Origin of the sequence: Rhodococcus baikonurensis, assembly GCF_040489275.1 — a bacterium.
Lineage (GTDB): Bacteria > Actinomycetota > Actinomycetes > Mycobacteriales > Mycobacteriaceae > Rhodococcus_F > Rhodococcus_F baikonurensis.
Map to the genome: position 1 here is coordinate 523349 of NZ_JBEUOQ010000001.1, position 23954 is coordinate 547302.

Annotated in this window: 26 protein-coding genes; 11 read left to right on the forward strand and 15 right to left on the reverse strand. The window is 62.9% G+C overall.

From position 1 onward, the window contains the following. Window positions 1–19: 19 nt before the first annotated feature. The 3 genes from ABWI03_RS02615 to ABWI03_RS02625 all read right to left on the reverse strand — a co-directional run bounded on the left by ABWI03_RS02615 (window position 20) and on the right by ABWI03_RS02625 (window position 3009). Window positions 20–637 carry a sortase domain-containing protein gene (locus ABWI03_RS02615; RefSeq protein WP_298777078.1) on the reverse strand — a complete coding sequence of 206 codons (618 nt, stop codon included), beginning with the start codon at window positions 635–637 and terminating at the stop codon, window positions 20–22. Beyond that, entirely contained in the window at window positions 609–2303 is a 1695-nt protein-coding gene (locus tag ABWI03_RS02620; protein ID WP_298777075.1) for a hypothetical protein, read from the reverse strand. Before ABWI03_RS02620 ends, ABWI03_RS02615 begins: the two co-directional genes overlap by 29 nt. A gap of 133 nt (window positions 2304–2436) precedes the next feature. Further along, a complete protein-coding gene (locus tag ABWI03_RS02625) occupies window positions 2437–3009 on the reverse strand; it encodes a peroxidase-related enzyme (RefSeq protein ID WP_235170400.1) in 573 nt (190 codons plus the stop codon). 154 nt (window positions 3010–3163) lie between these two features. On the opposite strand from ABWI03_RS02625, the gene ABWI03_RS02630 reads away from it, so the two are divergent. After that, the gene (locus tag ABWI03_RS02630) at window positions 3164–4042 is read left to right on the forward strand and encodes an AraC family transcriptional regulator (protein ID WP_200316943.1); all 879 of its coding nucleotides are present in this window, start codon (window positions 3164–3166) and stop codon (window positions 4040–4042) included. A gap of 63 nt (window positions 4043–4105) precedes the next feature. On the opposite strand, the gene ABWI03_RS02635 is transcribed toward ABWI03_RS02630, so the two are convergent. Together ABWI03_RS02635 and ABWI03_RS02640 are read right to left on the reverse strand one after the other, a co-directional pair. Then, window positions 4106–4753 (reverse strand): CoA transferase subunit B, encoded by a 648-nt coding sequence (locus ABWI03_RS02635; RefSeq protein ID WP_019745502.1) that lies wholly within the window; start codon window positions 4751–4753, stop codon window positions 4106–4108. Continuing rightward, on the reverse strand, window positions 4750–5496 hold the full coding sequence (locus tag ABWI03_RS02640; RefSeq protein WP_007730016.1) for a CoA transferase subunit A: 747 nt from the start codon (window positions 5494–5496) through the stop codon (window positions 4750–4752). Before ABWI03_RS02640 ends, ABWI03_RS02635 begins: the two co-directional genes overlap by 4 nt. 171 nt (window positions 5497–5667) lie before the next feature. On the opposite strand from ABWI03_RS02640, the gene pcaH reads away from it, so the two are divergent. From pcaH to ABWI03_RS02670, 6 genes are read left to right on the forward strand one after another with little or no spacing between them, the layout of a single operon-like run. Beyond that, on the forward strand, window positions 5668–6387 hold the full coding sequence (gene pcaH, locus ABWI03_RS02645) for a protocatechuate 3,4-dioxygenase subunit beta (RefSeq protein WP_095972088.1): 720 nt from the start codon (window positions 5668–5670) through the stop codon (window positions 6385–6387). Further along, the gene (gene pcaG, locus ABWI03_RS02650) at window positions 6380–7021 is read left to right on the forward strand and encodes a protocatechuate 3,4-dioxygenase subunit alpha (protein WP_298777065.1); all 642 of its coding nucleotides are present in this window, start codon (window positions 6380–6382) and stop codon (window positions 7019–7021) included. The genes pcaH and pcaG overlap by 8 nt, the downstream gene beginning before the upstream one ends. A gap of 11 nt (window positions 7022–7032) precedes the next feature. Next, complete coding sequence (gene pcaB, locus ABWI03_RS02655) at window positions 7033–8361, forward strand: 3-carboxy-cis,cis-muconate cycloisomerase (protein ID WP_124569138.1); 1329 nt, start codon at window positions 7033–7035, stop codon at window positions 8359–8361. After that, window positions 8358–9539 (forward strand): bifunctional 3-oxoadipate enol-lactonase/4-carboxymuconolactone decarboxylase PcaDC, encoded by a 1182-nt coding sequence (pcaDC, locus tag ABWI03_RS02660; RefSeq protein WP_298777061.1) that lies wholly within the window; start codon window positions 8358–8360, stop codon window positions 9537–9539. The genes pcaB and pcaDC overlap by 4 nt, the downstream gene beginning before the upstream one ends. Continuing rightward, a complete protein-coding gene (locus ABWI03_RS02665) occupies window positions 9536–10360 on the forward strand; it encodes an IclR family transcriptional regulator domain-containing protein (protein WP_298777060.1) in 825 nt (274 codons plus the stop codon). Before pcaDC ends, ABWI03_RS02665 begins: the two co-directional genes overlap by 4 nt. A gap of 24 nt (window positions 10361–10384) precedes the next feature. Further along, entirely contained in the window at window positions 10385–11596 is a 1212-nt protein-coding gene (locus ABWI03_RS02670; protein ID WP_298777058.1) for an acetyl-CoA C-acetyltransferase, read from the forward strand. Here the strand turns inward: ABWI03_RS02670 and ABWI03_RS02675 are convergent, their stop codons facing one another. Continuing rightward, on the reverse strand, window positions 11597–12133 hold the full coding sequence (locus ABWI03_RS02675) for a MarR family winged helix-turn-helix transcriptional regulator (protein ID WP_234036887.1): 537 nt from the start codon (window positions 12131–12133) through the stop codon (window positions 11597–11599). It abuts the gene before it with no gap. 72 nt (window positions 12134–12205) lie between these two features. Here ABWI03_RS02675 and ABWI03_RS02680 point away from each other — a divergent pair, with 72 nt between their 5' ends. After that, window positions 12206–12931, forward strand: a complete 726-nt coding sequence (locus tag ABWI03_RS02680) for an SDR family NAD(P)-dependent oxidoreductase (RefSeq protein WP_166808987.1) — start codon at window positions 12206–12208, stop codon at window positions 12929–12931. On the opposite strand, the gene ABWI03_RS02685 is transcribed toward ABWI03_RS02680, so the two are convergent. Next, window positions 12932–13651 carry a dienelactone hydrolase family protein gene (locus ABWI03_RS02685; RefSeq protein WP_166808986.1) on the reverse strand — a complete coding sequence of 240 codons (720 nt, stop codon included), beginning with the start codon at window positions 13649–13651 and terminating at the stop codon, window positions 12932–12934. 46 nt (window positions 13652–13697) lie between these two features. Continuing rightward, window positions 13698–14750, reverse strand: coding sequence for an ABC transporter substrate-binding protein (locus ABWI03_RS02690; protein ID WP_253252980.1), 1053 nt, complete (start codon window positions 14748–14750; stop codon window positions 13698–13700). A 133-nt stretch (window positions 14751–14883) separates the two neighbouring features. On the opposite strand from ABWI03_RS02690, the gene ABWI03_RS02695 reads away from it, so the two are divergent. After that, on the forward strand, window positions 14884–15657 hold the full coding sequence (locus ABWI03_RS02695) for a class II aldolase/adducin family protein (RefSeq protein WP_298777056.1): 774 nt from the start codon (window positions 14884–14886) through the stop codon (window positions 15655–15657). A gap of 12 nt (window positions 15658–15669) precedes the next feature. Here ABWI03_RS02695 and ABWI03_RS02700 read toward each other — a convergent pair whose 3' ends face one another. The 3 genes from ABWI03_RS02700 to ABWI03_RS02710 are packed head-to-tail and all read right to left on the reverse strand — an operon-like array spanning window position 15670 to window position 18749. Beyond that, complete coding sequence (locus ABWI03_RS02700) at window positions 15670–16614, reverse strand: C-terminal binding protein (RefSeq protein WP_298777055.1); 945 nt, start codon at window positions 16612–16614, stop codon at window positions 15670–15672. Continuing rightward, complete coding sequence (locus tag ABWI03_RS02705) at window positions 16611–17231, reverse strand: TetR/AcrR family transcriptional regulator (RefSeq protein ID WP_054826364.1); 621 nt, start codon at window positions 17229–17231, stop codon at window positions 16611–16613. Before ABWI03_RS02705 ends, ABWI03_RS02700 begins: the two co-directional genes overlap by 4 nt. A 42-nt stretch (window positions 17232–17273) precedes the next feature. After that, a complete protein-coding gene (locus tag ABWI03_RS02710; protein WP_298777052.1) occupies window positions 17274–18749 on the reverse strand; it encodes a sodium:solute symporter family protein in 1476 nt (491 codons plus the stop codon). Window positions 18750–18917: 168 nt separating this feature from the next. Here ABWI03_RS02710 and ABWI03_RS02715 point away from each other — a divergent pair, with 168 nt between their 5' ends. Further along, the gene (locus tag ABWI03_RS02715; protein WP_095972124.1) at window positions 18918–19811 is read left to right on the forward strand and encodes a LysR family transcriptional regulator; all 894 of its coding nucleotides are present in this window, start codon (window positions 18918–18920) and stop codon (window positions 19809–19811) included. Between the two features lie 139 nt (window positions 19812–19950). Continuing rightward, a complete protein-coding gene (locus ABWI03_RS02720) occupies window positions 19951–20154 on the forward strand; it encodes a cold-shock protein (protein ID WP_003939930.1) in 204 nt (67 codons plus the stop codon). A 69-nt stretch (window positions 20155–20223) separates the two neighbouring features. On the opposite strand, the gene ABWI03_RS02725 is transcribed toward ABWI03_RS02720, so the two are convergent. The 4 genes from ABWI03_RS02725 to ABWI03_RS02740 all read right to left on the reverse strand — a co-directional run bounded on the left by ABWI03_RS02725 (window position 20224) and on the right by ABWI03_RS02740 (window position 23951). Then, a complete protein-coding gene (locus tag ABWI03_RS02725) occupies window positions 20224–20952 on the reverse strand; it encodes a Clp protease N-terminal domain-containing protein (protein WP_298777051.1) in 729 nt (242 codons plus the stop codon). 70 nt (window positions 20953–21022) lie between these two features. Next, window positions 21023–21808: an alpha/beta fold hydrolase gene (locus tag ABWI03_RS02730; protein WP_298777050.1), complete on the reverse strand. Its 786-nt coding sequence runs from the start codon at window positions 21806–21808 to the stop codon at window positions 21023–21025. A gap of 83 nt (window positions 21809–21891) precedes the next feature. Then, a complete protein-coding gene (locus ABWI03_RS02735; protein ID WP_298777048.1) occupies window positions 21892–22884 on the reverse strand; it encodes an ABC transporter substrate-binding protein in 993 nt (330 codons plus the stop codon). Window positions 22885–23312: 428 nt separating this feature from the next. Further along, entirely contained in the window at window positions 23313–23951 is a 639-nt protein-coding gene (locus ABWI03_RS02740; protein ID WP_166808981.1) for a DUF2461 domain-containing protein, read from the reverse strand. Between the last annotated feature and the right edge of the window lie 3 nt (window positions 23952–23954).

Genomic DNA, 23954 nt, shown 5'->3' on the forward strand with positions numbered 1-23954 from the left:
TTCTTGCACTCCCACGGATTCAGTGCGCTGCCAGCTGGGCGATGACAACGTAATTATCGTCGGTCGACTCTCCTTCGACCACATCACAATTGGCGAGGATCAACCGCCCGGGAACCGATTCACGCAACTCGTGAGTGCCCAGCAGCGAACCTTTGTGCAGCGGCCCGACGGTTTCGACGTCGTACTCGAGCACCCCGTTCGGTGTGCTCAGCAGGACGTGATCTCCTGGCTCCACCACCCGGAGCGCCCGGAACGGTGCTTCGCGAGTGGTGAAGTTGTGGCCGACGACAACAACGGTCTGTGTGGTCGACGTTCCCGGCATTCCGCTCTCACCCCACCACACCGGCAGCTCGTCGACCGGATTCAGCTGCTGCCCACTCTCGCCGCCGCGCATCAGTTTCTCCGAGTGCAACGGACTGCTCAGGTACGTGACCCCGGACGCAGACCTCAACTCGATCCGCTCAGGTTCTGCCGGATCGACGGTCGCCGAAGCCGGTGCAGCCGCGATGTGCGACTGCACCGGCGAGCGATCGGGTAGCGATCCCGCGTTCTCGCCCGAACATCCGGAAACGAGGAGTGCGAGGATCGCTACCGCCGAGAGGCCGGCGCTACGCAGACGTGTTGCCCGTACCGTCATGACGCTTGCGACGAACAACCACCGTCGTAGCTGCTGCGGCGGCAGCGCCTACGACTCCGACGCCGATCAGTACAGCCGGCAGGTTGGAGCTGCTGCTACCGCTGGTGCTGCTTGCAGTGTCGCCGAGAGCAAGGTCTACCGGGGGCAGGCTTCCGGCGAGTGCCGCATCGCCGTCGGCATCGGTGACGTAGTAGTCGACGACGTTGAAGGCTCCCTTGTTGTTGTAGTAGCCGACCAGCTTGACTCCGGTCTTGTTCACTACAGCGGTGGTCTCGTCGACCTTCGTGACTCCGGAGCCGTCGTCGGTGTGCTCACCGATGATCACCTCACCGCCGACGCCTGTTCCGTTGTCGATCTCCTTCTCGCCCTTTGCCTTGAGCTCGTCGACGATCTTCTGCGCTGCATCCGCTTCGGCCTTTGCTGCGGCCGCGGCGGCCTGAGCTTCCTTGGCCTTTGCTGCTGCGGCGTCGGCTGCGGCCTTCGCGTCTTCAGCGGCCAGGTAAAGATCCTGCGCCTTCTTGCTCGCCGCCTCGGCAGCTTCGGCTTTCTTGGCGGCTTCGGCCGCCTTTTCGTCGGCGATGGCTCGCTTGTCGGTGGCAGCCTCGCCCGCAGCATCGGCCTCGGCCTGTGCCGTCTCCGCGGCCTTCTGTGCAGCCTCGGCGTCCTTCTGTGCGGAAGCAGCGGTAGCTGCCGCTTCATCAGCAGCCTTACGGGCGGCGGTGGCAGCTTCTACCTCGGTTGCAGCTGCGGACTCGGCTGCCTTGGCCGTGGTTTCGGCGGCGGTGGCCACCTTCTGAGTTTCCTTGACGGTGATCGCGAGCTGCTTGGCGTTCCACGCTGCGGCCAACGCCTGAGCCTTTGCGGCGAGTCCCTTCGCGATGTCCCAGTTCTTGAAGGCTTCGTCGGCCTCCTTGTTCTTGTCCGCAACCAGTTTGGCGTTTGCATCCGCGGCGGCCTTCGCCTCGTCTGCCTTGGCCTGCAGAGCATTTGCCTCGGCGCGAGCCTGTGCCGCTTCTTCGGTCTTGGTCCCCGAACCGGCGGCCTTCGCAGCCTCCTCGAGTTCCGCAGCCTTGGCTGCGGCAGCGTCTGCTTCTGCCTGAGCTGTTTTTGCTACCTCTTTCGCATCGGCCGCAGCGGACTCCGCAACCTTGGCCGCCTCTTCGGCTTCCTTGGCAGACTGTTCCGCGGCTCCAGCCTCCGCCTTGGCCTTGGTCGATTCGACCGCCGCCTTGGTTGCCTCGACGCTCGCCTGAGTCATTGCCTCGGTCGCCTTCACCGAAGTGTCTGTCGCTGCGGACGAGTCGACCCCCGCCGTCGCGGCTGCTTCGGCTGCCTTTGCTGCCGCGTCTGCTGCTGCTTTGGCTTTTGCTTCGGCTTCGGCCAGTGCTGCGGCGTCCGTACCTGCGGTTTCGACACTGCCCGCGCCCGCGACCCCGGCTTCAACCTTCTCGGGTGTGGTCTCGGTACTCGTCGCCGGGTCGGCGTCGGTGGTGGCAGCTGCCTCTTCCTCGGCGCAGGTCACCAGCGGATCAGCACTCGGGGTACACACGGTTTCCGGCTCTGCCGATGCAATTCCCGTGCCGCCCACCGCCAATCCGAGAGCTAGTACGGCACCGGCGGCCGCAGAGCGGACCCTCCGAGAATGGGCGATGGACTTCTCCGACATAGCGCTCAACCTTTCGGCCTTCTTTACGAAGACGGCAATTCCGGCGTGGACAGCCTTTACTTCGTCAGCTGAACCCCAGACGTTACGACCGGTCGGTCCGAAAAATTGAGAGCTGCTGTTCGACGCGCGGGAATCAGGATCGCGGAATGCGCCCCATCAGGTAGAACTCCGGATTGGGCAGCATGCCGGAGAAGCTCGCCATTCGGTTGCTCAGGCCGAAAAAGGCGGTGATCGCGGCGATGTCCCACGCGTCCTCGTCACCGAAGCCGTGCTCACGGAGGGCATCGAAGTCGACGTCGGCGATTTCGTGCGAGCCGGAGTTCACCTTCGTGGCGAAGTCGAGCATCGCGCGCTGACGATCGGAGATCTCTGCGGTGCGATAGTTGACCGCAACCTGATCGGCGACCAGCGGCTTCTTCTCGTAAATCCGCAGAATCGCGCCATGCGCGACGACACAGTACGTACATTTGTTGGCCGCAGAGATCGTGGTGACGATCATTTCGCGATCACCCTTGGTGAGCGCGGAATCTTCCTTGAGCATGATCGCGTCGTGGTACGCGAAGAATGCCCGGAACTCGGCCGGGCGCCGAGCGAACATCAGGAAGACGTTGGGCACGAACCCCGACTTCTCCTGGATCTCGAGAATCTTGGTGGCGATGTCCTCGGGCACCTCGGTCAATTCGGCCTGCGGAAAACGGGTGCTCACTGTGCCTCCTGGTCAACCAACGATGTTCGATTCAAGATAATGATGATTAACTGAGTTGTCCAGATGCATTTCCTGCCCTACTTTTTCGGGCACGGATAGTCGGGTACGACCCAAGCGATCTGCGTAGCGTGAAACCCGTGAACAGGAAGACACGATGATCGACGGACTGAACCGCGCACTCGAGTACATCGAGAGCAATCTGCGCGGCGAGATCGACACAGCCGAGATGGCAAGGCTGGCAACCACCTCGGAGTATCACTTTCGGAGGATGTTCTCGGCCCTGGCCGGCATTCCCGTATCCGAATACATCCGTCGACGTCGACTCACCGTGGCCGGCGCCGAGTTGTCCGTCAGCAGATCAGGGGTGTTGGAGACCGCCGTGAAATACGGCTACTCATCCGCGGAAGCCTTCACACGAGCGTTCACCGCATTTCACGGAGTGAGCCCCGGCGCGGTCAAACGTGCTCCCGCCGTTCTCAAATCACAACCGAAACTTGTCATTCACGTGACGTTGGAAGGAGCCACACCGATGGACTACATGCTTGTGGAAAAACCTGCCCTGACCGTCGTCGGATTCAAAGCCCGGGTTCCGCTGGTTCACGAAGGTCCCAATTCTGCGATCGAAGATTTCACCCGCTCCGTCGACAAGGTTGCGCTGCGCGGTTTGCGCGAGCTGTCCGATCAGGATCCGGCGGGAATCGTCAGTGTTGTCGACAATGTGGCGCATCCCAGAACCGAAGGCACAGAACTGGATTACTACCTGGGAGTGGTCACCGGCAAACCTTCACCCATGGGTTTCGACGTACTGACGGTCGACGCACACACGTGGGCCGTGTTCACCGCCGACGGGTCGGCAATCGAATCTGTGCAGTACTTGTGGCGAGATATCTACACGGAATGGTTCCCGGCCAACCCTTTTCGCTCCGTACCTGGTCCCGAGATCATGCGTACCGAATACAACGACGATTTCACAGTCGCCCGGTTCGAGCTCTGGATTCCGGTCGAGAGCGAATTGAACGACAACGGCGCCTAAAGCAGCCGCCGGGTCGGATGGAAGTCACGACCCGGCGGCTGAGCCTTCAGATTAAACAGACTGTCAGAGAATCAGTTTCGCTCCGGTGGCAGCAACCACGTCGTCGACACTGATGCCCGGCGCCGTCTCCACCAGACGGAGACCGTCGTCAGTCACGTCGATCACGGCCATGTCGGTGATGATTCGCTGGACGCAACCCTTACCGGTCAGCGGAAGCGAGCACTCCTCGACGATCTTGTGCTCGCCCTTCTTCGAGACGTGCTCCATCATCACGATGACGCGCTTTGCGCCGTGGACCAGATCCATCGCGCCGCCCATGCCCTTGACCATGTGACCCGGGATCATCCAGTTCGCGAGGTCTCCGGTGGCACTGACCTGCATGGCACCGAGCACGGCAACGTCGACCTGACCACCGCGGATCATGCCGAACGACGCGGAGGAGTCGAAGAACGACGCACCGGGAAGAACGGTGATGGTCTCCTTGCCCGCATTGATCAGCTCGGGATCGAGTTCGTCCTCGGTGGGGTACGGCCCCACGCCCAGAACGCCGTTCTCCGAGTGCAATACGACGGTGATGTCGGTCGGGAGGTAGTTCGGAACCAGCGTCGGCATACCGATGCCGAGGTTCACGTACTGTCCGTCCTCGAGTTCGCGCGCAACGCGCGCCGCCATCTCTTCACGGGTGAGCTTGGTGGGTAGTACAGAAGTCATGCTCGTACCGTCCGATTCTCGATGCCGACCGTCACGGGGCCGACGTGGACAACGCGCTGAACGTGAATGCCGGGCGTGTGAATCTCGGCGGGGTCGAGCTCACCTGGCTCGACGAGGTGCTCGACCTGCGCAATGGTGATGCGTCCCGACGTTGCTGCTGCCGGATTGAAGTTCTGGGTACTCGCGCGGTAGACGAGGTTGCCGTGCCGGTCGCCTTTCCAGGCATGGACCAGTGCGTAGTCGGCGACGATGCCGCGTTCCATCACGTAGGTGACGCCGTCGAAGTCACGAGTTTCCTTGGGCGGACTGGCAACTGCGATGCCGCCGTTGCCGTCGTAGCGCAGTGGCAGGCCGCCGTCGGCAACCTGGGTGCCGACGCCGGCCGGGGTGAAGAACGCGGGGATGCCCGCTCCCCCGGCACGCATGCGCTCGGCGAGCGTGCCCTGGGGCGTGAGTTCGACTTCCAGCTCACCGGAGAGGTACTGACGCGCGAACTCCTTGTTGGAGCCGACGTACGAGCTGACGGTACGACGGATACGCCCCTTCTCCAGGAGCACTCCGAGCCCGAACCCGTCGGTGCCGCAGTTGTTGCTCACCGTTTCGAGTGATGTCGCGCCCTGCTCGAGGAGCGCATCGATGAGGATCTCCGGCACTCCGACGAGCCCGAATCCTCCGACAGCGATCGTGACGCCGTCCGGCACGTCGGCGACGGCCTCGGCAGCAGTGGGAATGACTTTGTCCATCATGTCGATCACAGTAGCGCGACGCGTACGTATTGTGAACCCCCGTCCGCATGACGAACATTTTCACCCCCCGGCATTGCCTGGGTCACATCTACGACCTATTCTGTTCGCAGAGCGCAACACATGTACACATTGCGAACAACTTCACGTAACCGAACGACGAGGTTCCCTATGCTGCATCTACCGCCGAGGTACCAGCGGCCGACTGGCGTCAACGCCCCGGCCGATTTCGCGGACTACAAGACGACTTCCCTTCGCCACCCGAAGCAACCGCTGAAGCTGCTCCCCCAGCGGCTCACGGAGCTCACCGGACCGGTATTCGGCGAAGATCGCGTCGGCGCCGGCGAAAACGACCTGACCATTGCCAACGGCGGCGAAGCACAGGGACAGCGCATCGTTGTCCACGGCCGCGTACTCGACGGCGACGGAAAGCCGGTCCCCCACACCCTGCTCGAGGTCTGGCAGGCCAACGCCGGTGGACGCTACCGCCACACCGGCGACAACTGGCCCGCGCCGCTGGATCCGTTCTTCAACGGCCTGGGTCGCTGCGTCACCGACGCGAACGGCCACTACAGCTTCACCACGATCAAGCCGGGCGCCTATCCGTGGATGAACCACGACAACGCCTGGCGACCGGCCCACATCCATTTCTCGCTGTTCGGCACGGCATTCACGCAGCGCCTCGTGACGCAGATGTACTTCCCCGACGATCCGATGTTCTTCCAGGACCCGATCTACAACGCGGTACCCGAAGAAGCCCGTCACCGCATGGTCAGCGTCTTCGACTACGACGCCACAGTCCCCAACTGGGCGCTCGGGTTCCGCTTCGACATCGTCCTGCGCGGCCGTAATGCCTCCGTATTCGAGAACGAGGAAGACCACGATGACTGATCACACCGCGAAGCCCGCACCCACTTATCCGGTCGTCCCCGGATACTTCACCACTGCCCCCTTCGGTGTCACGCCCTCTCAGACCGTCGGACCGTACTGGCACATCGGTCTCCCCTGGACGGACGGCCCCGACGCCGCCCCCGCCGATGCCCCCGGACGAATCACGCTGGCCATCACGGTGATCGACGGCGCCCGCACACCCGTCGCCGACGCGATGATCGAAACGTGGCAGGCCGATACGCTCGGACGCTTCAACCATCCGGACGATCCCCGCGGCGCAGTGGAGCTCACTCCCGCCCGTTTCCGCGGATTCGCCCGCAGCGCAGCGGATCCCACGGGCACAGCTCTCGTCCACACAGTCAAGCCCGGTGCTCTTCCCACCGAAGCTGACGTGAACGAGGCGCCACACGTCGACGTGTCGGTATTTGCTCGCGGCATGCTCGACCGTCTGGTCACCCGCTTGTACTTCCCCGAAGACGCCGACGCACACGCAACAGATCCGGTGCTGTCCTCACTGAGCGAAACCGAACGCGCGAAGTTGGTTGCAACCAAGGTCGACGGTGGGTACTCCTGGACGGTCTATGTTCAGGACGAGGACGCGAACGGCGTCGAGACGCCCTTCTTCGAGCTGTAAGAGGAGTACACATGCCCACTCGCGGCGCACTGTTCGACCCGGTGTTCGGGGCCACCCGAGTATCGGAGCACCTGTCCGACCAGGCGTGGGTCACCGCGTTGCTCGACGTGGAGGCCGCACTGAGTTGTGCCATGGCCACAGTCGGGTTGGCAGATGGGGAACATTGCGCCGCGGTGGCGGCTGCTGCAGCTGAACTCTCACAACCGGGCGGTCTCGACATCGTGGCGCTCGGCCGTGCGTCGGCCGCCGGCGGAAATCCCGTCATCCCACTGGTGAAGATGCTGCGTGAAAGGGTCGGACTGGAAGGTGTGCCTGCCTCCGTGGTGCACCCGGGCGCCACCAGCCAGGACATCATGGACTGTGCGCTGATGCTGTTGACGCGACGCGCAGGCGCGGTGGTTCTGGCCGATCTGACCCGCGCCGCCGATTCCGCCGCCCACCTCGCTCGCATCCATCGCGCCACTCCGATGGTCGCCAGAACCCTGGGCCAACAAGCACTTCCGACCACCTTCGGGCTACTGGCCTCGAGTTGGTTCACCGCACTCGACGCCGCGGCGATCCGACTCGAGATCGTGCTGTCCACGTTGCCGGTTCAATTCGGCGGAGCCGCGGGAACACTCGCTGCTCTGTATCCCGACGGGCTCAGGATCGCCGACGCGCTGGCCGACGAACTCGGCCTGGCCAGGCAGGTCACTCCGTGGCACACCGACCGCGTGACCATCGCAGAACTCGCGACCACACTCGGTATCGTCGCCGGCGCCGTTTCCAAACCAGCCACCGACATCACCGTCATGGCGTCCACCGAGCTGTCCGAGGTCGCCGAGAGCGCTCCGGGCGGCTCATCGGCCATGCCCCACAAGCAGAATCCGGTTGCCGCGATCACCGCCCGCGCAGCAGCGCGACGCACTCCCGCACTGGTGGCCACAGCTCTGTCGAACATGGATCACGAATTCGCTCGCGCTGCAGGCCCCTGGCACGCCGAGTGGGAAACAGTCACCGATCTCCTGCGCCTGGCCGGCGGAGCGGCGCACCAGCTTTCCGTCAGCCTCACCGGTCTGCACGTACACACCGAGTCGATGGCTCGCAATCTCGACATCACCGGTGGCCTGATTCTTGCCGAGCGTGTCACCAAGGCTCTGTCCGCACACACTGATCGAGCGCGCGACATCGTCACAGCGGCAGCCACTTCCGGGGTCGGACTGGATCGAGATCCCGCTGTCGCAGAACACCTGAGCGAAACCGAGATCGCCGAATTGCTCGACCCCGCACACTATCTGGGCCACGCCACCGATCTGGTCGACCGCGCCCTCGCCGAACGCCCTACAGGAGGATCTCGATGAGCGTCGCGCTCAACTTTCAACAGACCGGCATTCCTGATGCTCCCGCAGTGGTTCTCCTGGGGTCACTCGGATCCGATCTGTCCATGTGGCAGCCGCAGATTCACGCGCTGTCGAATCGCTACCGCGTCATCGCCGTCGACCATCGCGGCCACGGCAAGTCACCGGTTCCCGCCGGCCCCTACTCCATTGCCGATCTCGGCGGCGATGTCATCGCTCTCCTCGATTCGCTCGAACTCGAGTCCGTACATCTGGTCGGGCTCTCCCTCGGCGGCGCTGTCAGCCAGTGGATCGCCGCGCACCACCCCACTCGCGTCGAGACCTTGACCTTGATGTGCACGTCCTCGCAGTTCGCCCCGGCTCAGCCGTGGATCGATCGTGCGCAGGCTGTCCGTGCGGACGGTATTGCATCCATCGCGGCCGCCGTGGTCGGACGCTGGTTCACCCCGGGACTGGCCGACAACGATCCGGAACTTGTCGCCCGCCACGTCGCGATGGTCGAAGCCACACCCGACGAGGGCTATGCCGCCTGCTGCGAGGCACTTTCGGTGTGGGACGGCCGCGCCGACCTGGCCCGCATCGTCGCTCCGACGCTCCTCGTCGCGGGTGAGCAGGATCCGTCCACACCTCCGGCGACGCTGAGCGCGATCGCCGAGGGTATCGCCGATGCGGTACTACACGTCGTTGATCCCGGCGCACACCTGGCCAACGTCGAACAGGCCGGGCGCGTCACCAAACTGCTTGCAACGCATATTGCCTCGCACACATCTGCGCTCGCCCAACGGAGCGCCGCGGTGTCGGCAGGCATGACCGTACGACGTCAGGTGCTCGGCGACGCCCACGTCGACCGTTCCATCGCCGGTGCCACCGAGTTCACGGCCCCGTTCCAGGATTTCATCACTCGCACGGCGTGGGGCGACATCTGGTCGCGCCCCGGCCTCGATCACCACACTCGCCGACTCCTCACTCTCGCGATCCTCACCGCCGTCGGCAACGAACACGAACTCGACATGCATATTCGCGCTGCACTGCGTGCCGGGATCGATCCCGACGAACTCGTGGAAGTATTTCTCCATACCGCGGTCTATGCGGGTGTGCCGAACAGCAACTTGGCTTTTGCGCTGGGAAAGCAAGCACTCGCGGACCTCTCGGCCGAACCTGAGGAGAACGAGACAACATGAGCGAGAACAGCAGCGAGCAGTCGCCGGGACCGTCCCCGGACTACGTGCAGTCGCTGGCCCGTGGGCTTTCCGTCATCAAGGCTTTCGACGGTGAGCACCCGCGTCGTACCCTCAGCGAGGTTGCCAGGCACACCGATCTCACGCGTGCGACTGCTCGCCGCTTCCTGCTCACACTCGTCGAACTCGAATACGTACGTACGGACGGTTCGGTGTTCTGGTTGACGCCGCGAGTCCTCGAACTCGGCTACAGCTACCTCTCCAGTCTGTCCCTTCCCGAGATCGCCGGGCCGCATCTGGAAGCCTTGTCCACCAAGGTCCGTGAATCCACCTCCGTGTCGATCCTCGACGGCGACGACGTCGTGTACGTGGCCCGTGTTCCGGTCAGCCGCATCATGACGGTGTCCATCACCATCGGCACACGCTTTCCCGCGTACGCCACGTCCATGGGCAGGGTTCTGCTCGCCGGCCTGCCGGACGACGCACTGGACGCCTACCTCGCCCGCGTGTCCTTCGCCCGCCTGACCGGCAAGACCATCTCCACCGCCGACGGACTGCGCGCCGAACTCGAGAAGATTCGCGCCGACGGGTTCGCGATAGTCGACCAGGAACTCGAAGAAGGTCTGCGCTCGCTCGCCGCACCGATCCGGGACGCAACCGGTGACGTGGTCGCGGCCGTCAACATCTCCACCCAAGCCGCCCGCTACAGCGCCGAAGCTGTTCGCGGTGAACTGGTTCCGGCCGCAGTCGCCACCGCGGACGCCATCTCCGTCGATCTCGGACGTACTCAGTCGTCCAACAATCACTCGGCAGCTACTCGCTGACCGGGCATACCCAAGGAAGAACCAATGCCTGACGTTGTCATCTGTGAGCCCCTCCGCACCCCTGTCGGCCGCTTCGGCGGCGTATTCCGTGACGTAGCTCCGGAAGATCTCGCCTCGACGCTGATCACCGAACTCGTCACGCGTACCGGCATTTCCGGCGCAGAGATCGACGACGTCATTCTCGGCCAGGCTTCGCCGAACGGTGAGGCTCCGGCGATCGGACGCATCGCGGCGCTGAACGCCGGTCTGGGTGTCGACGTTCCCGGCATGCAGGTGGATCGCCGGTGCGGGTCGGGATTGCAGGCAATCATCCAGGCCGTCATGCAGGTTCAGTCCGGTGGCAGTGACCTGGTCCTCGCGGGCGGTGCCGAGTCGATGAGCCAAGCCGAGTTCTACGCAACCGGAATGCGTTGGGGCGTCAAGGGTGAAGGTGTTGCGCTCAGCGATCGTCTCGCTCGTGCCCGCGTCACAGCCGGTGGACGCGACTTCCCGGTTCCCGGCGGAATGATCGAAACGGCGGAGAACCTGCGCGCCGAGTTCTCCATCAGCCGAGAGGATCAGGACGCACTCGCGGTGCAGTCGCATCAGCGTGCAGTCGCCGCCCAGAAGAACGGCATCTTCGCCGAGGAAATCGTTCCGGTGTCCGTTCCGCAGCGCAAGGGTGAGGCCCTGATCGTCGACACCGACGAGCATCCGCGGGCCGACACGTCGACGGAATCGCTTGCGCGCCTTCGTCCCATGCGCGCAAAGATCGACCCCGACTCCACCGTGACCGCAGGTAATGCCAGCGGCCAGAACGACGGCGCAGCACTGGCGATCGTCACCACCGCAGACAAGGCCCGCGCACTCGGACTGCGCCCCCTCGCGCGCTTGGCAAGTTGGAGTGTCGCGGGCGTTCCCCCGCGCACCATGGGCATCGGTCCCGTCCCGGCGTCGGAGAAGGCACTCGGCCGCCTCGGATTGACTCTGGCGGACATGGATGTCATCGAACTCAACGAAGCCTTCGCGGCACAAGCACTTGCAGTCCTGCAGAGTTGGAAGCTCGAGGCCGACGACCCACGCATCAACCCCAACGGCTCCGGCATCTCCCTCGGCCATCCGGTCGGCGCCACGGGTGGACGAATCCTGGCCACCCTGTTGCGCGAGATGGACCGTCGCGAAGCGCGTTACGGCCTCGAGACGATGTGCATCGGCGGCGGGCAGGGCCTGGCTGCGGTCTTCGAGCGCCTGTCCTGATCAAGCTCCGACGTGCGCGACGCCGGGGTCACCGAGTTCGCCGCGTAGACCGTCGAGAAAGACACGCAACAGTTCGGTCAGTTCGGCCTGCTGCTGCTCGGTGAGAATCGACGTCAGTTCGGCTTCACGGCCGAGGACTCGGTCCACCAGTTGCTCCACCAGCTCGTGACCGGCGGCAGTGAGTGTCACGAGAACGATTCGTGAGCCCTCGGATGCAGACCTCTCCACCAGACCTGCGTTCTCCGCGCGCGCGAGTCGCTGTGAGATCGCACCGGCCGTGACTCCGGTCTGCTCGGTGATCTGGCGAGTCGTCAACTGATACGGCTCGCCGGATCGCCGCAGGACACTGAGCAGGTCCAGAGTCGCGGTGTCCGCACCGGCCGAGGCGAGTACCCGTCGGCGATCCTCACCGAGCAGCTTGGCGCACATCCACAGCCTGGTCACGATGCCGATACCCTCTACCGGCGTGCCGGGCCTTTCGCGAAGCCAGGCCAACGCGACCGCGTCCACCGCGTCGTCCGGGTTGTAGTCGCCCACCACTGCACACCTCGTTTAGCTCTAAATGATACGTTCTTCGTATAGGTCTAAACGTAGCTCACGGAGGTAGGCATGACACGCACAGTTCTGGTAACCGGCGGCGGAACAGGGATCGGGCGCGCAGTTGCAGCAGCGTTCGCCCGAGACGGAGACACAGTTTTCGTCACCGGCCGACGCACGGAAACACTCGAAAAGACCGCGGAGGAGTTGGGCGACGCTGTTCACGCCTTGACGTGTGACAACTCCGACCCGAAAGACCTGAAGCGGCTGCAGGATTCGCTTCCGGGAACCATCGACGTCGTGGTGCACTGCGCCGGCGGTAACACGGACTTCGATCGCGAAGCGCCGTCGGATCTGGAATCCCTGGCCGCCGGGTGGCGTGCCAATCTGGACTCCAACCTCATCTCCGCGGTGTTGACCACAGCAGCAATTCGAGATCGAATCCCCAGTGGCGGTGCCGTCATCACCATCGGATCGATTGCCGCCGACAAGGGCGCGGGAGCGTACGGCGCTGCCAAAGCGGCAGTTGCGACGTGGAATGTCGATCTGGCCGCCGAACTGGGCCCCGAAGGCATCACGGCGAACATCGTCTCCCCCGGTTACATCGCCGACACGGAGTTCTTCCGAGACTTTCTGACGGACGAGCGTCGCGCGATGCTGATCGAATCCACCAGCACCAAGCGCGCCGGAACGCCGGACGACATCGCGTCGGCCGTCCACTTCTTGGCCTCACCTGGCGCCCGGCAGATCACCGGCCAGGTATTGGCAGTCAACGGCGGTGAGAGAACCAGTCGCTGATCATGCCAGGTGGCGCTCGAAGAACGAGTCGATTCGCTTCCAGGCATCCTGCGCTGCAACAGGATCGGGACCGATTCCGACGATGCGCTCCAACGGACGAAGCACCTTGGGTCCGGCCTCCGCGTCGTTGAGGAACGCGTGGCCGGCGGTGGGGTACTCCTTGACGTCGTTCTCGATACCGGCATTGTCGAGCGCCGTCTCCAGTTTCGCTGCCGCGCCCCGGAGCGAAAAGTCCTTGCCTCCGAAACTCCCGACGATCGGGCACGCATCCACCACGGCCTCATCGAGTTTGCGTGGAAGCTGACCGTAATTGACCGATGCAGCATCGAAATCTCCGGCGCTGACCATCGCGAAGCCGCCGCCCATACAGAATCCGATGACACCGATCTTTCCCGTGCAGTCCGGGGATTCCACCAACCAGCTGCGAGCGACTTCGATGTCGGTGAACGCCTTGCCGTGGCCTCGAAGCATCGACGTCATGGTGGGCACGAGGCACCGCTTCGCCCCGCCCGCGCTGTAGAGGTCGACGGCAAGCGTCAGGAATCCCGCAGCGGCCAGCCGCTTGGCTTGACGCTGCATCACCTCTTCGAGCCCGAAAGCCTCGTGAATCATCACTACCCCCGGCCACGGGCCGGGGGTAGTGGGGATTTCGAGTATCGCTCGCAGCGGTTGTGATCCGCCGACTACTGCGGCGCGGCCCGTCAGATCTATGTCCACCATGTCTCGATGCTAGGCCGACACGGCGTCCACAGGCTCGCAAGCGAGGTCAGGGAAGCTGTTTTCCCTGGCCCGCCGCAAGTCCGGACAAGAGCTCGGCGAGCTGCGGCAAGGCGTACGGCGCGCTCAGCGGACCGAAATTGTCGACGAAAGCACTCGAGAGCAGAAGTTCCACCGGCGCATAGGCTCGCGCCTTCACCGCGGGGAGGTTCTGGAAAACTGCGAAGTTCTCGAACCTCGTCGTGGCTTCCTGGTCAGAAGCGAGGCTGAGCAGAATGTCTGCGGGCGCGAGTACCTCCGCCTGTTCCATCGACAGCGCAGTCATCTGCTCGGCGTTGTATCCGCGATAGTTGAGTCCGAGTTCTCGCAGCAGAACCCCGGGCGCACTGGCATCCCCTTGCACATACAACTGATCGCCGTACATCGAGCCGATCATGATCGCCTTGCCGCCCAGACCGTTGAGTGAAGCTGCCGTGTCGGAGATCAGGGCATCGGTCCGGGCGATCGCGGCAGTAGCGGCCTCGTCGACAAAAGCGGCCCGGCCGACCGTGGCAACGCCGTCACGCCACGACGTGGTCCAGTCCAGCGCTACGACCGGCGCGATCTGACTGAGCCTCTCAGCTGCCGGTTCGAGATAAGTCTTCATACCGATGATGAGGTCCGGCGAGTAACGCGCGATGATTTCCGGATTGATTTCGCCTGTGGTGCCGAAGCTTTCGAGATCGGCTATTCCCGCGGTGCTCTGCCACGGCAGTGAACCGCGGTCCCACGATCCTGTGTTGCCGTAGGCGACTGGGTGAACGCCGAGCGAGAGCAGGAATTCCAGATCCGTGAAGTCGCTGGCAACAACGATCCTTTCCGGCTTTCCCGAGATCGTGGTGGTTCCGAGCGCATTGACGACTTGGCGTTGCTCACCGGCGTCTGCGGCATCTGACGTCGTCGAACACCCCGCAAGGATGGCGGCCGCTGCCGCCGCGCCGACGCCGAAGAACCCACGGCGGCTGAGCTGGTCCACAAGTTCAGCGGTCGTCGGTGATTCGCGAATCGTTCCGTATACGTGTGCACTCTCCTTCTCGGCGTCTGCTGCGCGCGCCGAGGGCACAGCGAATGCGAGATTAGCCCACCCTGAGCACGCGTGGGGCTCCTACGTTTCGGTGTACGGCAACCATTGACGTTTAAATATATCGATTGATATATTTAAACGAAGTTGTACTGCTCATAGAAACGGAGACCACATGAGCGCGCCGGCCACCACCCCGCCAACAATTGCCAAGTCCGAACTGGAACTTCGCCGCGAACTCGCCGCCGTCTACCGGTTGCTCGCCCACTTCAAGATGACGGACCTCATCTTCACGCACGTCTCGGTGCGCGTTCCGGGGCCCGAACATCATTTCCTCATCAATCCGTACGGCCTTCTCTTCGAAGAGATCACAGCATCCAACCTGGTCAAGATCGATCTCGACGGGAACCTCGTCGAGCCGTCCGAATATCAGGTCAACCCAGCAGGATTCGTAATCCATGGGGCAGTGCACTCCGCGCGGTCAGACGCACAGTGCGTCCTTCATACGCACACCAAGGCCGGCTGCGCCGTCGCAGCACAGGAAGACGGTCTGCTGCCACTCAACCAGATCTCGATGGAGTTCTACAATCGGGTCGGCTACCACGACTACGAGGGCATCGCTCTCAACACCGCCGAGCGTGAGCGGTTGGTGAAGGATCTCGGTACCCACCCCGCGCTGATTCTCCGCAATCACGGCCTGCTGACTGTCGGCGAGACTGCGTCGGAAGGATTTCTGCGAATGTTCTACCTGGAGAAAGCATGCGACATCCAGATCGCCGCACAGGCTTCCGGCAGTCTGCGCCTACCCTCCCCTGAACTGGCGGAGTACACCGCCAGACAATTCGCGGGCGAGGTGACAGACGAGTTCAGTGACGACCAGGCTTACGAATTAGCCTGGGCTGCACTACTACGCCTTCTCGATCGAATCGATCCGGAATACAAGAACTGAGGCGAGCGCCCCTCAGGACCCCGGTGCGGCTACAACGCCCACCGGGGACTTTCCCGTCAGCACCGCAACGACGTTGAGTGCGGACTGCCTGGCCAGAGTCCCCGAGACCGCCGACGAATACCAGGCGGCGTGAGGAGTGATCGTCAGGTTCGGAATCTGCATTATCGGATCATCAGCAGTCGGCGGTTCTGCCGGTAGCACGTCGACCGCAGCGCCGGCCAATCTGCCGCTACGCAAAGCACTTCCGAGCGCTTCGTGATCGACGAGGCCTCCGCGCGAGACGTTGACCAGGAACGATCCCGGCTTCATCGACGCCAAAGCCTGAGCGTCCACGATGCCCGCAGTCTCCGCAGTCAACGGAACATGCACGCTCAACACGTCCGATCGACGCAGAAGCTCGTCCCACTCCACGACCTCGACGCCGGGCGCTCCGGCCGAGAGTGAACGCCCCGCTGCCAAGACCGTCATCCCCAGCGCTGCTGCACGGCTGGCAAGTGCCTGAGCGATCAGTCCGAATCCATAGAGGCCCAGAACTGTTCCTGCGATCCGACGTGGCGGATACTCCACGACACTCCAACGACCTTGGTGCACTGCGGCATCGAGCGGACCGATGGAGCGCAGCAAGGACAGGATCGACGCCAGCGCATGATCGGCCACCTCCTCGGTGCAGTAGTCGACCGCGCGAGTGACGGTGACGCCCCGATCATGCGCCGCGCCCACCGGCAGGTGATCGAACCCGGCCGAGGTGGCCGCGAGGAGACGCAGATCCGGCAAGGAGTCGAGATGATGTGCGTCGAGCCCTACAGTCTCCGGCCCCACCAGTAGCGCGATTATGCCTGCGCCGCTCGGGATCTCGGAACTGAACTCGACGCCGACGTCGATCCCGGCGGCGACGAGAGTTTCTCGCAGAGTGCCGAGGTCGATGAAATCGTCGAGCACCACGATTCGATCCGTCACGTCCGAGCCTCTGCGGATATCGCTTGCAGGACTGCGTCGACGCCTCGGGCCACCGCGCCGGGAGCCCGAATGGCGTCCATCATGAAGGGATCAAGAATCGACTGCATGGCAAGGCCGTCGGTGAGTCCGACCAACCTGATCGTCACGAGGTCGGGGTCGACATCTGCCGGCACCGACCCCTCCTGTTGCGCCTCCAGAACCGTCTCGCGAACGATCCGGCGCCACCGAGCGAGAAAGCCCGCGATCTCACTGCGAGCTTTCTCTTCCTGTGCGCCTTCGGCATAGAAGAAGAGGAACACGCGCGTCATCGCCAGGCGTCGATCGTCGAGCGGCAAGACACTGGCGGTGATTCCCCGCAACTTTTCGAGCGCCGAGTTGTCGACCTGATCCAGGATGACCTGATACTGATCACCTTGGATGTCCGCGGCCCGCCGCAGCGCGGCGAGGAGAAGTTCGTGTCGAGAATTGAAGTAGTGGTTCAACACTCCGGTCGACCATCCACTCTCCTCGGCAACCGCCCTGGTGGTCACCGCCGAGATACCCTCGCGGGCGATCAGGCTGAGAACAGCGTCGGCCAGCACCAACCGTCGCTCGTCGTGATCAACGACCTTGGGCACGATCTACCTCCTTGTGGCGTGCACTCCTGCACGCACCGACCTTCAGGCTATCGGGGCGACTTCGGGTTCGGCCGTCTCCGTGCCCTTTCCGGAAACTCGCTCGTTCCAGATCTTCATGACTGCGGGCGGAGTCGGCGCCGTGGTCAGACTCAGCGCAACGAAGACGACGAGTGCACTCACCAGACCGACGTACACCGGTTCGTTGGCCAGCACGTCGCCGACGACGAACATCGTGATCAGAGTCGCTGCCGTTCCCACCGCCATCGATGCCATCGCTGCGGTTCCGGTGGCCCTCTTCCACACCAGACCACCGAGGATCGGGACGAGCAGGCCGCCCACGAGGATGTCGTACGCAATCGTGAGCGCCGCGACGATGTCGTTGATCAGGGCGGCGAGGACGATACTGACGAGGCCGATCACGATGACGTACAGACGGTTTCCGCGCACATCTGCTTCCGGATCGGACGTATCCAGGCCAGGCTGTGTATGCCCGAAGATCTTCGAGACGAGTGGCAAGACGTCTTGCCGCGCCACGGTGGCGGTAGCGATCAGCGCGCCCGAAGCAGTCGACATCATCGCTGCGACGGCCGCTGCCAGGACGATGCCGCTGAGACCGATCGGGAGAACGTGGACTGCCACGTCGGCGTAGACGTCGTCGGAAGATCCGATGTCAGGCATCAGAGCCGAGGCCGCCAGACCGATCAGTGCACCTGCCACACCGTAAAGCAGGCAGTAGACACCCGCTGCGACGCCGCCCCAGCGCGCAACTTCGGGCGATTTGGCCGTGAACACACGCTGCCAGATGTCCTGCCCGATAAGGATTCCGAGCGTGTACACGACGAAGAAGGTGATGATCGTGCCGGTGCCGATGGTGCCGAGCGAGAACGCTGCGTCGCCCACACGCTCCTTGATCCCGTCGTACCCACCGGCTTTCGACCATGTGAACGGGAGCAGGAGGAAGAAAATTCCGATGGTCTTGATGACGAACTGAACGACGTCGGTCAGGGTGATCGACCACATGCCGCCCATCGCGGAGTACGCGACGACGATCAATCCACCGAGGACTACGGAGAGCGTCCGGTCGAACCCGAAGAGCACGTTGAAGATAGTGGCGTAGGCAATGGTGGACGTAACGGTGAGCATCAACGTGTAGGCCATCATCACGATGCCGGACGCGCCGGTTGCGTCGATTCCGTAGCGCAACTTCAGCATTCCCGAAACCGTGTATACCTTCAGTCGCTGAATCCGGGAGGCGAACAACAGACTCAGCAGGAGCACACCAGCGGCGATGGAGACAACCAACCACATACCGGAAATTCCGTATTTGTAGCCGAGGCCGACACCACCGACCGTGGACGCTCCGCCGATGACGACGGCGGCCATCGTGCTCGTGTAGAGAACTCCGCCGAGCCTTCGACCGGCCACGAGGTACTCGCTGGAGTTGCTCGCGCGGCGTTTGCCCCACCAACCGAACGCCAGCATTGCGGCCAGGTAGGTCAGGATTATGGCTATGTCCATGGTGACGATTCCTTCGTGAAGTACCAGCAGGTCCGAGTGCAGACGCCGGTCTCGTCAGACCGCCTGAGGAAACCGTAGAAGACGATTGACGTGAAATAAATCACTTGATACAAATAATCACTTCAGAAATTTCTGATGTATCTGTTCGCGACTCTGCCGAGGTACCCGATGCGCAGCTCACTTCCCGATCTGAAACTGCTTCGGATCTTCACCTCCGTGGTGCGCCACCAGGGCTTCGCGCCGGCGCAACAGGACCTCGGCCTGTCCGCCTCGGCGATCAGCACCTACATGAGCCAGCTCGAACGCCAGCTCGGCATCGTCCTGTGCCACCGCGGCCGCAGTGGGTTCAGTCTGACCAGCAAGGGCGAGCTCTACCACCAGGAGTGCGTCCGCATCCTCGGCGAACTGGAGGGGTTCGAGCGGTATGCCACCGCACTCCAAGGCGAACTGCGGGGAACGATGACCGTCGGGGTGCTGGATTCGACTGTCACGGACTCGACGCTCCCGCTCGCCGACGTCATCGGCGAATTCAGCCGAACACACCCCGGCGTCTATCTCGACCTCAAGGTCCAAACTCCGCACGAGCTTCAAGTAGGCGTCCTCGACGACCGTATCGACGTGGCGATCGGCGCATTCGCATCCCCGATGAACGGCCTGACCGCACAAGCCCTACACCGCGAGCAGCACTGGCTCTACTGCAGCGACAAACATCCACTCTTCGCGAGCAAGCGGGTGCACCCGGACGTCATCACCCGTCAACGAATGGTCACCAGGGGTTATTGGAGCGAAGCCGAATTGGCTCGCCAAGGATTCACCGAGAGATCGGCCACCGTCGAGAACATGGAGGGGCAACTCATTCTCATCCTCTCGGGCGGATACATCGGATATCTACCCGAGCACTACGCCGGATACTGGGTCGACCAGCAACGACTGCGCCCCCTACTGCCCGCCTCCTTCGGCTATCAGGCACCGTTCTCCCTGATCTATCGCCGTGGACGGGCACGCGAACCACTGGTCCTCGCCTTCCGTGAATTGGTCAGAACCAGCGTCGAAGATCAGTAGCGCGGCCACCTCTGATCATGCTGACAAACCGTTTTCTGCACGTCGCCCACCCTTCGACTTGCGCGGCGTGGGAGGATAGACATATCGAGATCGGGACTTCGATGTGAGGGCCCGGATCGAGTTTGTAGGGAGTATCGGTATGGCACAGGGCATCGTGAAGTGGTTCAACGGCGAAAAGGGCTTTGGTTTCATCGCTCCCGACGACGGAACACCGGACGTGTTCGTTCATTACTCTGAAATCTCGGGCAACGGCTACAAGTCGCTCGACGAGAACCAGCGTGTGGAGTTCGAGGTTGGCCAGGGCCAGAAGGGTCCTCAGGCCACCAATGTGCGCGCTGTCTAATCAGTGACACAAGAAGAGGGCCGCACCCGCAAGGGTGCGGCCCTCTTCTGCATCAGGTTCGCCCCTGAATCACTGATCCTGAATGACGGCCAGCGCGCCCACGATGTTCGACTCCGCCACTGATTTCGAGATTCCGAGATCGGCCAGAACACCTGATCCGTCTTCGAGTTCGAGCAGCGCGAGCAGGATGTGTTCGGTTCCGATGTAGTTGTGGCCCAGGCGAAGAGCCTCACGGAACGTCAGTTCCAGGACCTTGCGCGCACGAGCGTCGTACGGAATGAGTTCTGGTAGTTCGGAAGTCGAAGCCGGTAGTACACCCGCCACTGCATCCCGGACGGACCCGAGCTCCGCCCCCTGCGCCACTATCGCCTTCGCAGCCAACCCGGCGGGCTCCTCGACAAGCCCCAGGATCAGGTGCTCAGGCTGGATCTCTGCATTACCGGCGGCGCGGGCTTCGTTCTGCGAGGCCATGACGACGTTCTTCGCCCGGGGAGTGAACCGGCTGAATCCTTCGTTCGGATCCATCGGCTTCTGATCATTCGGCGCCTTGGGAACAAAACGCTTCTGTGCGGCCTGCTTCGAGACACCCATGCTCGCGCCGATCTCCGTCCACGACGCTCCCGACCTGCGCGCCTGGTCGACGAAGTGGCCGATCAGATGATCTGCAACGTCACCGAGATGATCAGCGGCGATCACCGCGTCGGACAGTTGGTCGAGCGCGTCGGTATGCACCTTCTTGATCGCGTCGATGAGGTCGTCGAGTCGAACCTTGTTGGTCATTTCCACTGGTTTGCTCATGCGTCAACCATAGGTTGACGCAATTGAAAACGTCAACCCTAGGTTGACGATCGCTTTCGCCGCCCAGTGATCAGCTGGAAAAGAATTCACGCAGAGCCGGGACAATAGCGTCGTCGGCAACGCCGTGACCCTGACCGGGGATCTCCAAAGTTTTTGTCCCCGAGACTTTTGCAGCGATTCGCGTCGCCGAGGCAGGTGCCCATCGGCCACTCTCACCGCCGTACATGACCAACGTGGGGACGGTAATCGAGGCCAGCCAGTCGAGCGACTCGCAGCCGTGATCGCACACGGCGACGTCGTAGGGCAAGGTGTGCGCGATGGCGCACATTTCGGGCCAATCGGTACTCCGCTTGATCTCGTCGACCATCTCCGAAGACGCGCCGGTCAGGTCCAGAAAACGGGTCACAGCCCCCTCCCTGTCACCGGCAGCGATCAACCGCTCCAAATCGCGTTGGGCAGTCACGTCACGCTGGTCGTCGTCCATGTACGGCGCCTCGTAAACGGCGAGCTTGCGCATCGGTACGGCCTGCGCGGCGGCTTCCAAAGCCAGCGCAGCACCCGACGACAATCCGTAAACCAGCGGCGTTTCACCGGTGGCAGCGACGACCGCCCGCAAGTCTTCTACCTCGGCGTCGATCGAGAACGCACGACTGTCACCGCTGTCCCCGCGTCCGCGCCGGTCGTACGAGTACACCGTGAAACCCGCCGCCAACTCTGCAGCGAGAGAATCGAACCATCCTCGATCGCAGAACGCTCCGGCAACCAGGACCACTGCTGGTCCGGCACCGGAGCGTTCGTATGCGATGGTCGTACCGTCGCGGGATTGCACTACCTCTGGGGATTGCTCTGTTTGCACGTCGATCTCCTCAGGTTTGGTCAATGCCTACCTGATTAGACCGCCCGCGCTACCGAAACTCATCGGTCCAGTCGGCAGAGGCTTCAGCTGATCTTGTTGTAGAGGGCATCCCAACCCTGTGCCACGTACGAAATCGTGTAGATCGAACCGTAGAACGTGGAGCCACCCAGACTGGTGACGTTGCCCGCCTGCACTGCCGGGAGTCGCTGCCACAGCTTGCTCGCCACCAATGCCTGGTACGCGGCACTGTCCTCGTTTTCGGTGATCATGAAGCCGTCGACGCCGGCCAGCACATCGAGGCCTTCGAGGCTGACGCCCCCCTCGGGATCGAGGCCCTCCGAGGTGGCAGTTTTGCCACCGATGTCGCCGAGCGTCATGTCGCTGGGCTTGTCGCCCTTCTCGGAGGTACGGATGCTCGTGACGTACAGCGTGTTCGTGTCGGGCATGAACGAGACACTGGCGACGGTCTTGGATGCAATCTTCTCGGCGTGACGACTGCGGATGTCGGAAATCAGATTGTCGTAGTCGAGCGTCAATCGATCGAGTGTGGCCGTTCGACCGAGCCAGCCCGACAGTCGCGAGAGGTTGGTACGCCAGTCGTCGGTGAACTCGGTCGTCAGAACCGGTGCGATGGTGGACATCTCGGCTACCGGCCACCACTCGCTCTCGTAGTTCAGGCATACGATCAGGTCGGGCTCGAGTGCCAAGATCTGTTCGCGGTTGGGGATCTCCGACAGGAACGGTACCGACGAATCGATGGGCACCCACGGTGTCGCCTGGGCGTACGTGTAGCCGACGAGCGGAAGTTCCAGCGCTACAGCAGGTTCCAGGTCGAGTCGAGAGTCGATCGCGACAACCCTCTTGGGATTGACAGGAATGTCGTACGTTCCGAGAGGTGTCGTCACAGAACGCATTTCGGTTTCACCCGAACTGCTCCCGCTGTCACCGCAGGCCGCCAGGAACGCGCCCAGTCCGGCGATGCCGGCACCGAAGCCGAACTGCCGACGCGTGAGGTCCGAGACTAGGCGGTTGTCGGAGTAGCCCTCGGGAAGCAAGAGCGTGGATTGAGCGGACATGCGTGTCGAACCTCCAGAAGAAATGAATCATCCACTGTTGCGAGCGGATAAGGATGCCCTAACAGCGTACGCAGGGAGGGTCGTCGCGATCGGCCCAGAAATAGTCGGATCAGGCCAAATCGAGCCCCCTACTTGTCGAGTTTGCGCATCTCGACGAAGTAGACCGCGCTGAACGCGAGGTAGGTGCCGACGATTCCGAGGACCGAGATGATCAGGACGAGAGCGAGAAACATAGCCATGATGGTCTCCACTGACACGGGTTGTTCACGATGTCGATCGAGAGAAAATGGCTTCGAACTGCGGCGCTGCGACTCGAAGCGGGGCCGAAACTTTCGATTACACACACCACGCTAGCCCCAGGCGTCTCGAGTTTCGATGAACTCGAGGTGAACTCTCCGACGGCTACGTCACACTTTTCTGTCGGACGGTCAGTTCGGTCCGAGCACCTGTCCGGACCATTCGACCAGAGGCGTCAATGCGCGCCACGCTGTGCGAACTTCCTTCAACGTCCTGGCGCTGTCCAGCCACGAGGGGCTTGGGTAACTGCGACCAGCAGTGAGCGACTTGTGTCGCAACAAGTCGATTCGCGGGTGATCGACCGTGTATCCGCGAGGCGCCGTCTTGAGCTTGTCGCCGCCGATGGTGAATCCGGCCTTCTCGACGGAGGCCAGGATCTTCTCGAGCTCCGGCCCTCGAACGTCGTCGTCGACAGCCGCACGATAACGCGCGATAGTCTCCGAACTGCTGGCGTAGAAACCACCGGCCACCATCAACCCTGCCGCGTCGATCTGCACGTAGTAGCCACAGCTCTCGGCAAGACCGACGAACGCGCCCTGATGTGTCTTGTACGGAATCTTGTCCTTCGAGAATCGAACGTCTCGATATGGCCGAAAGAGCTTGGCCGCGCCGAATTCGTCCTCCAACGCCGCGGTCAACGACGCCATCGGACGACGAACCACCTCGTCGTACGTCTCCTTGTGCGCTGCCCACCAGGTTTTGCTGTTGTCGGCTTCCAGGTCTTCGTAGAAGTCGAGTGCAGCAACGGGTATGCCAGTGAACGCAGCCATGGC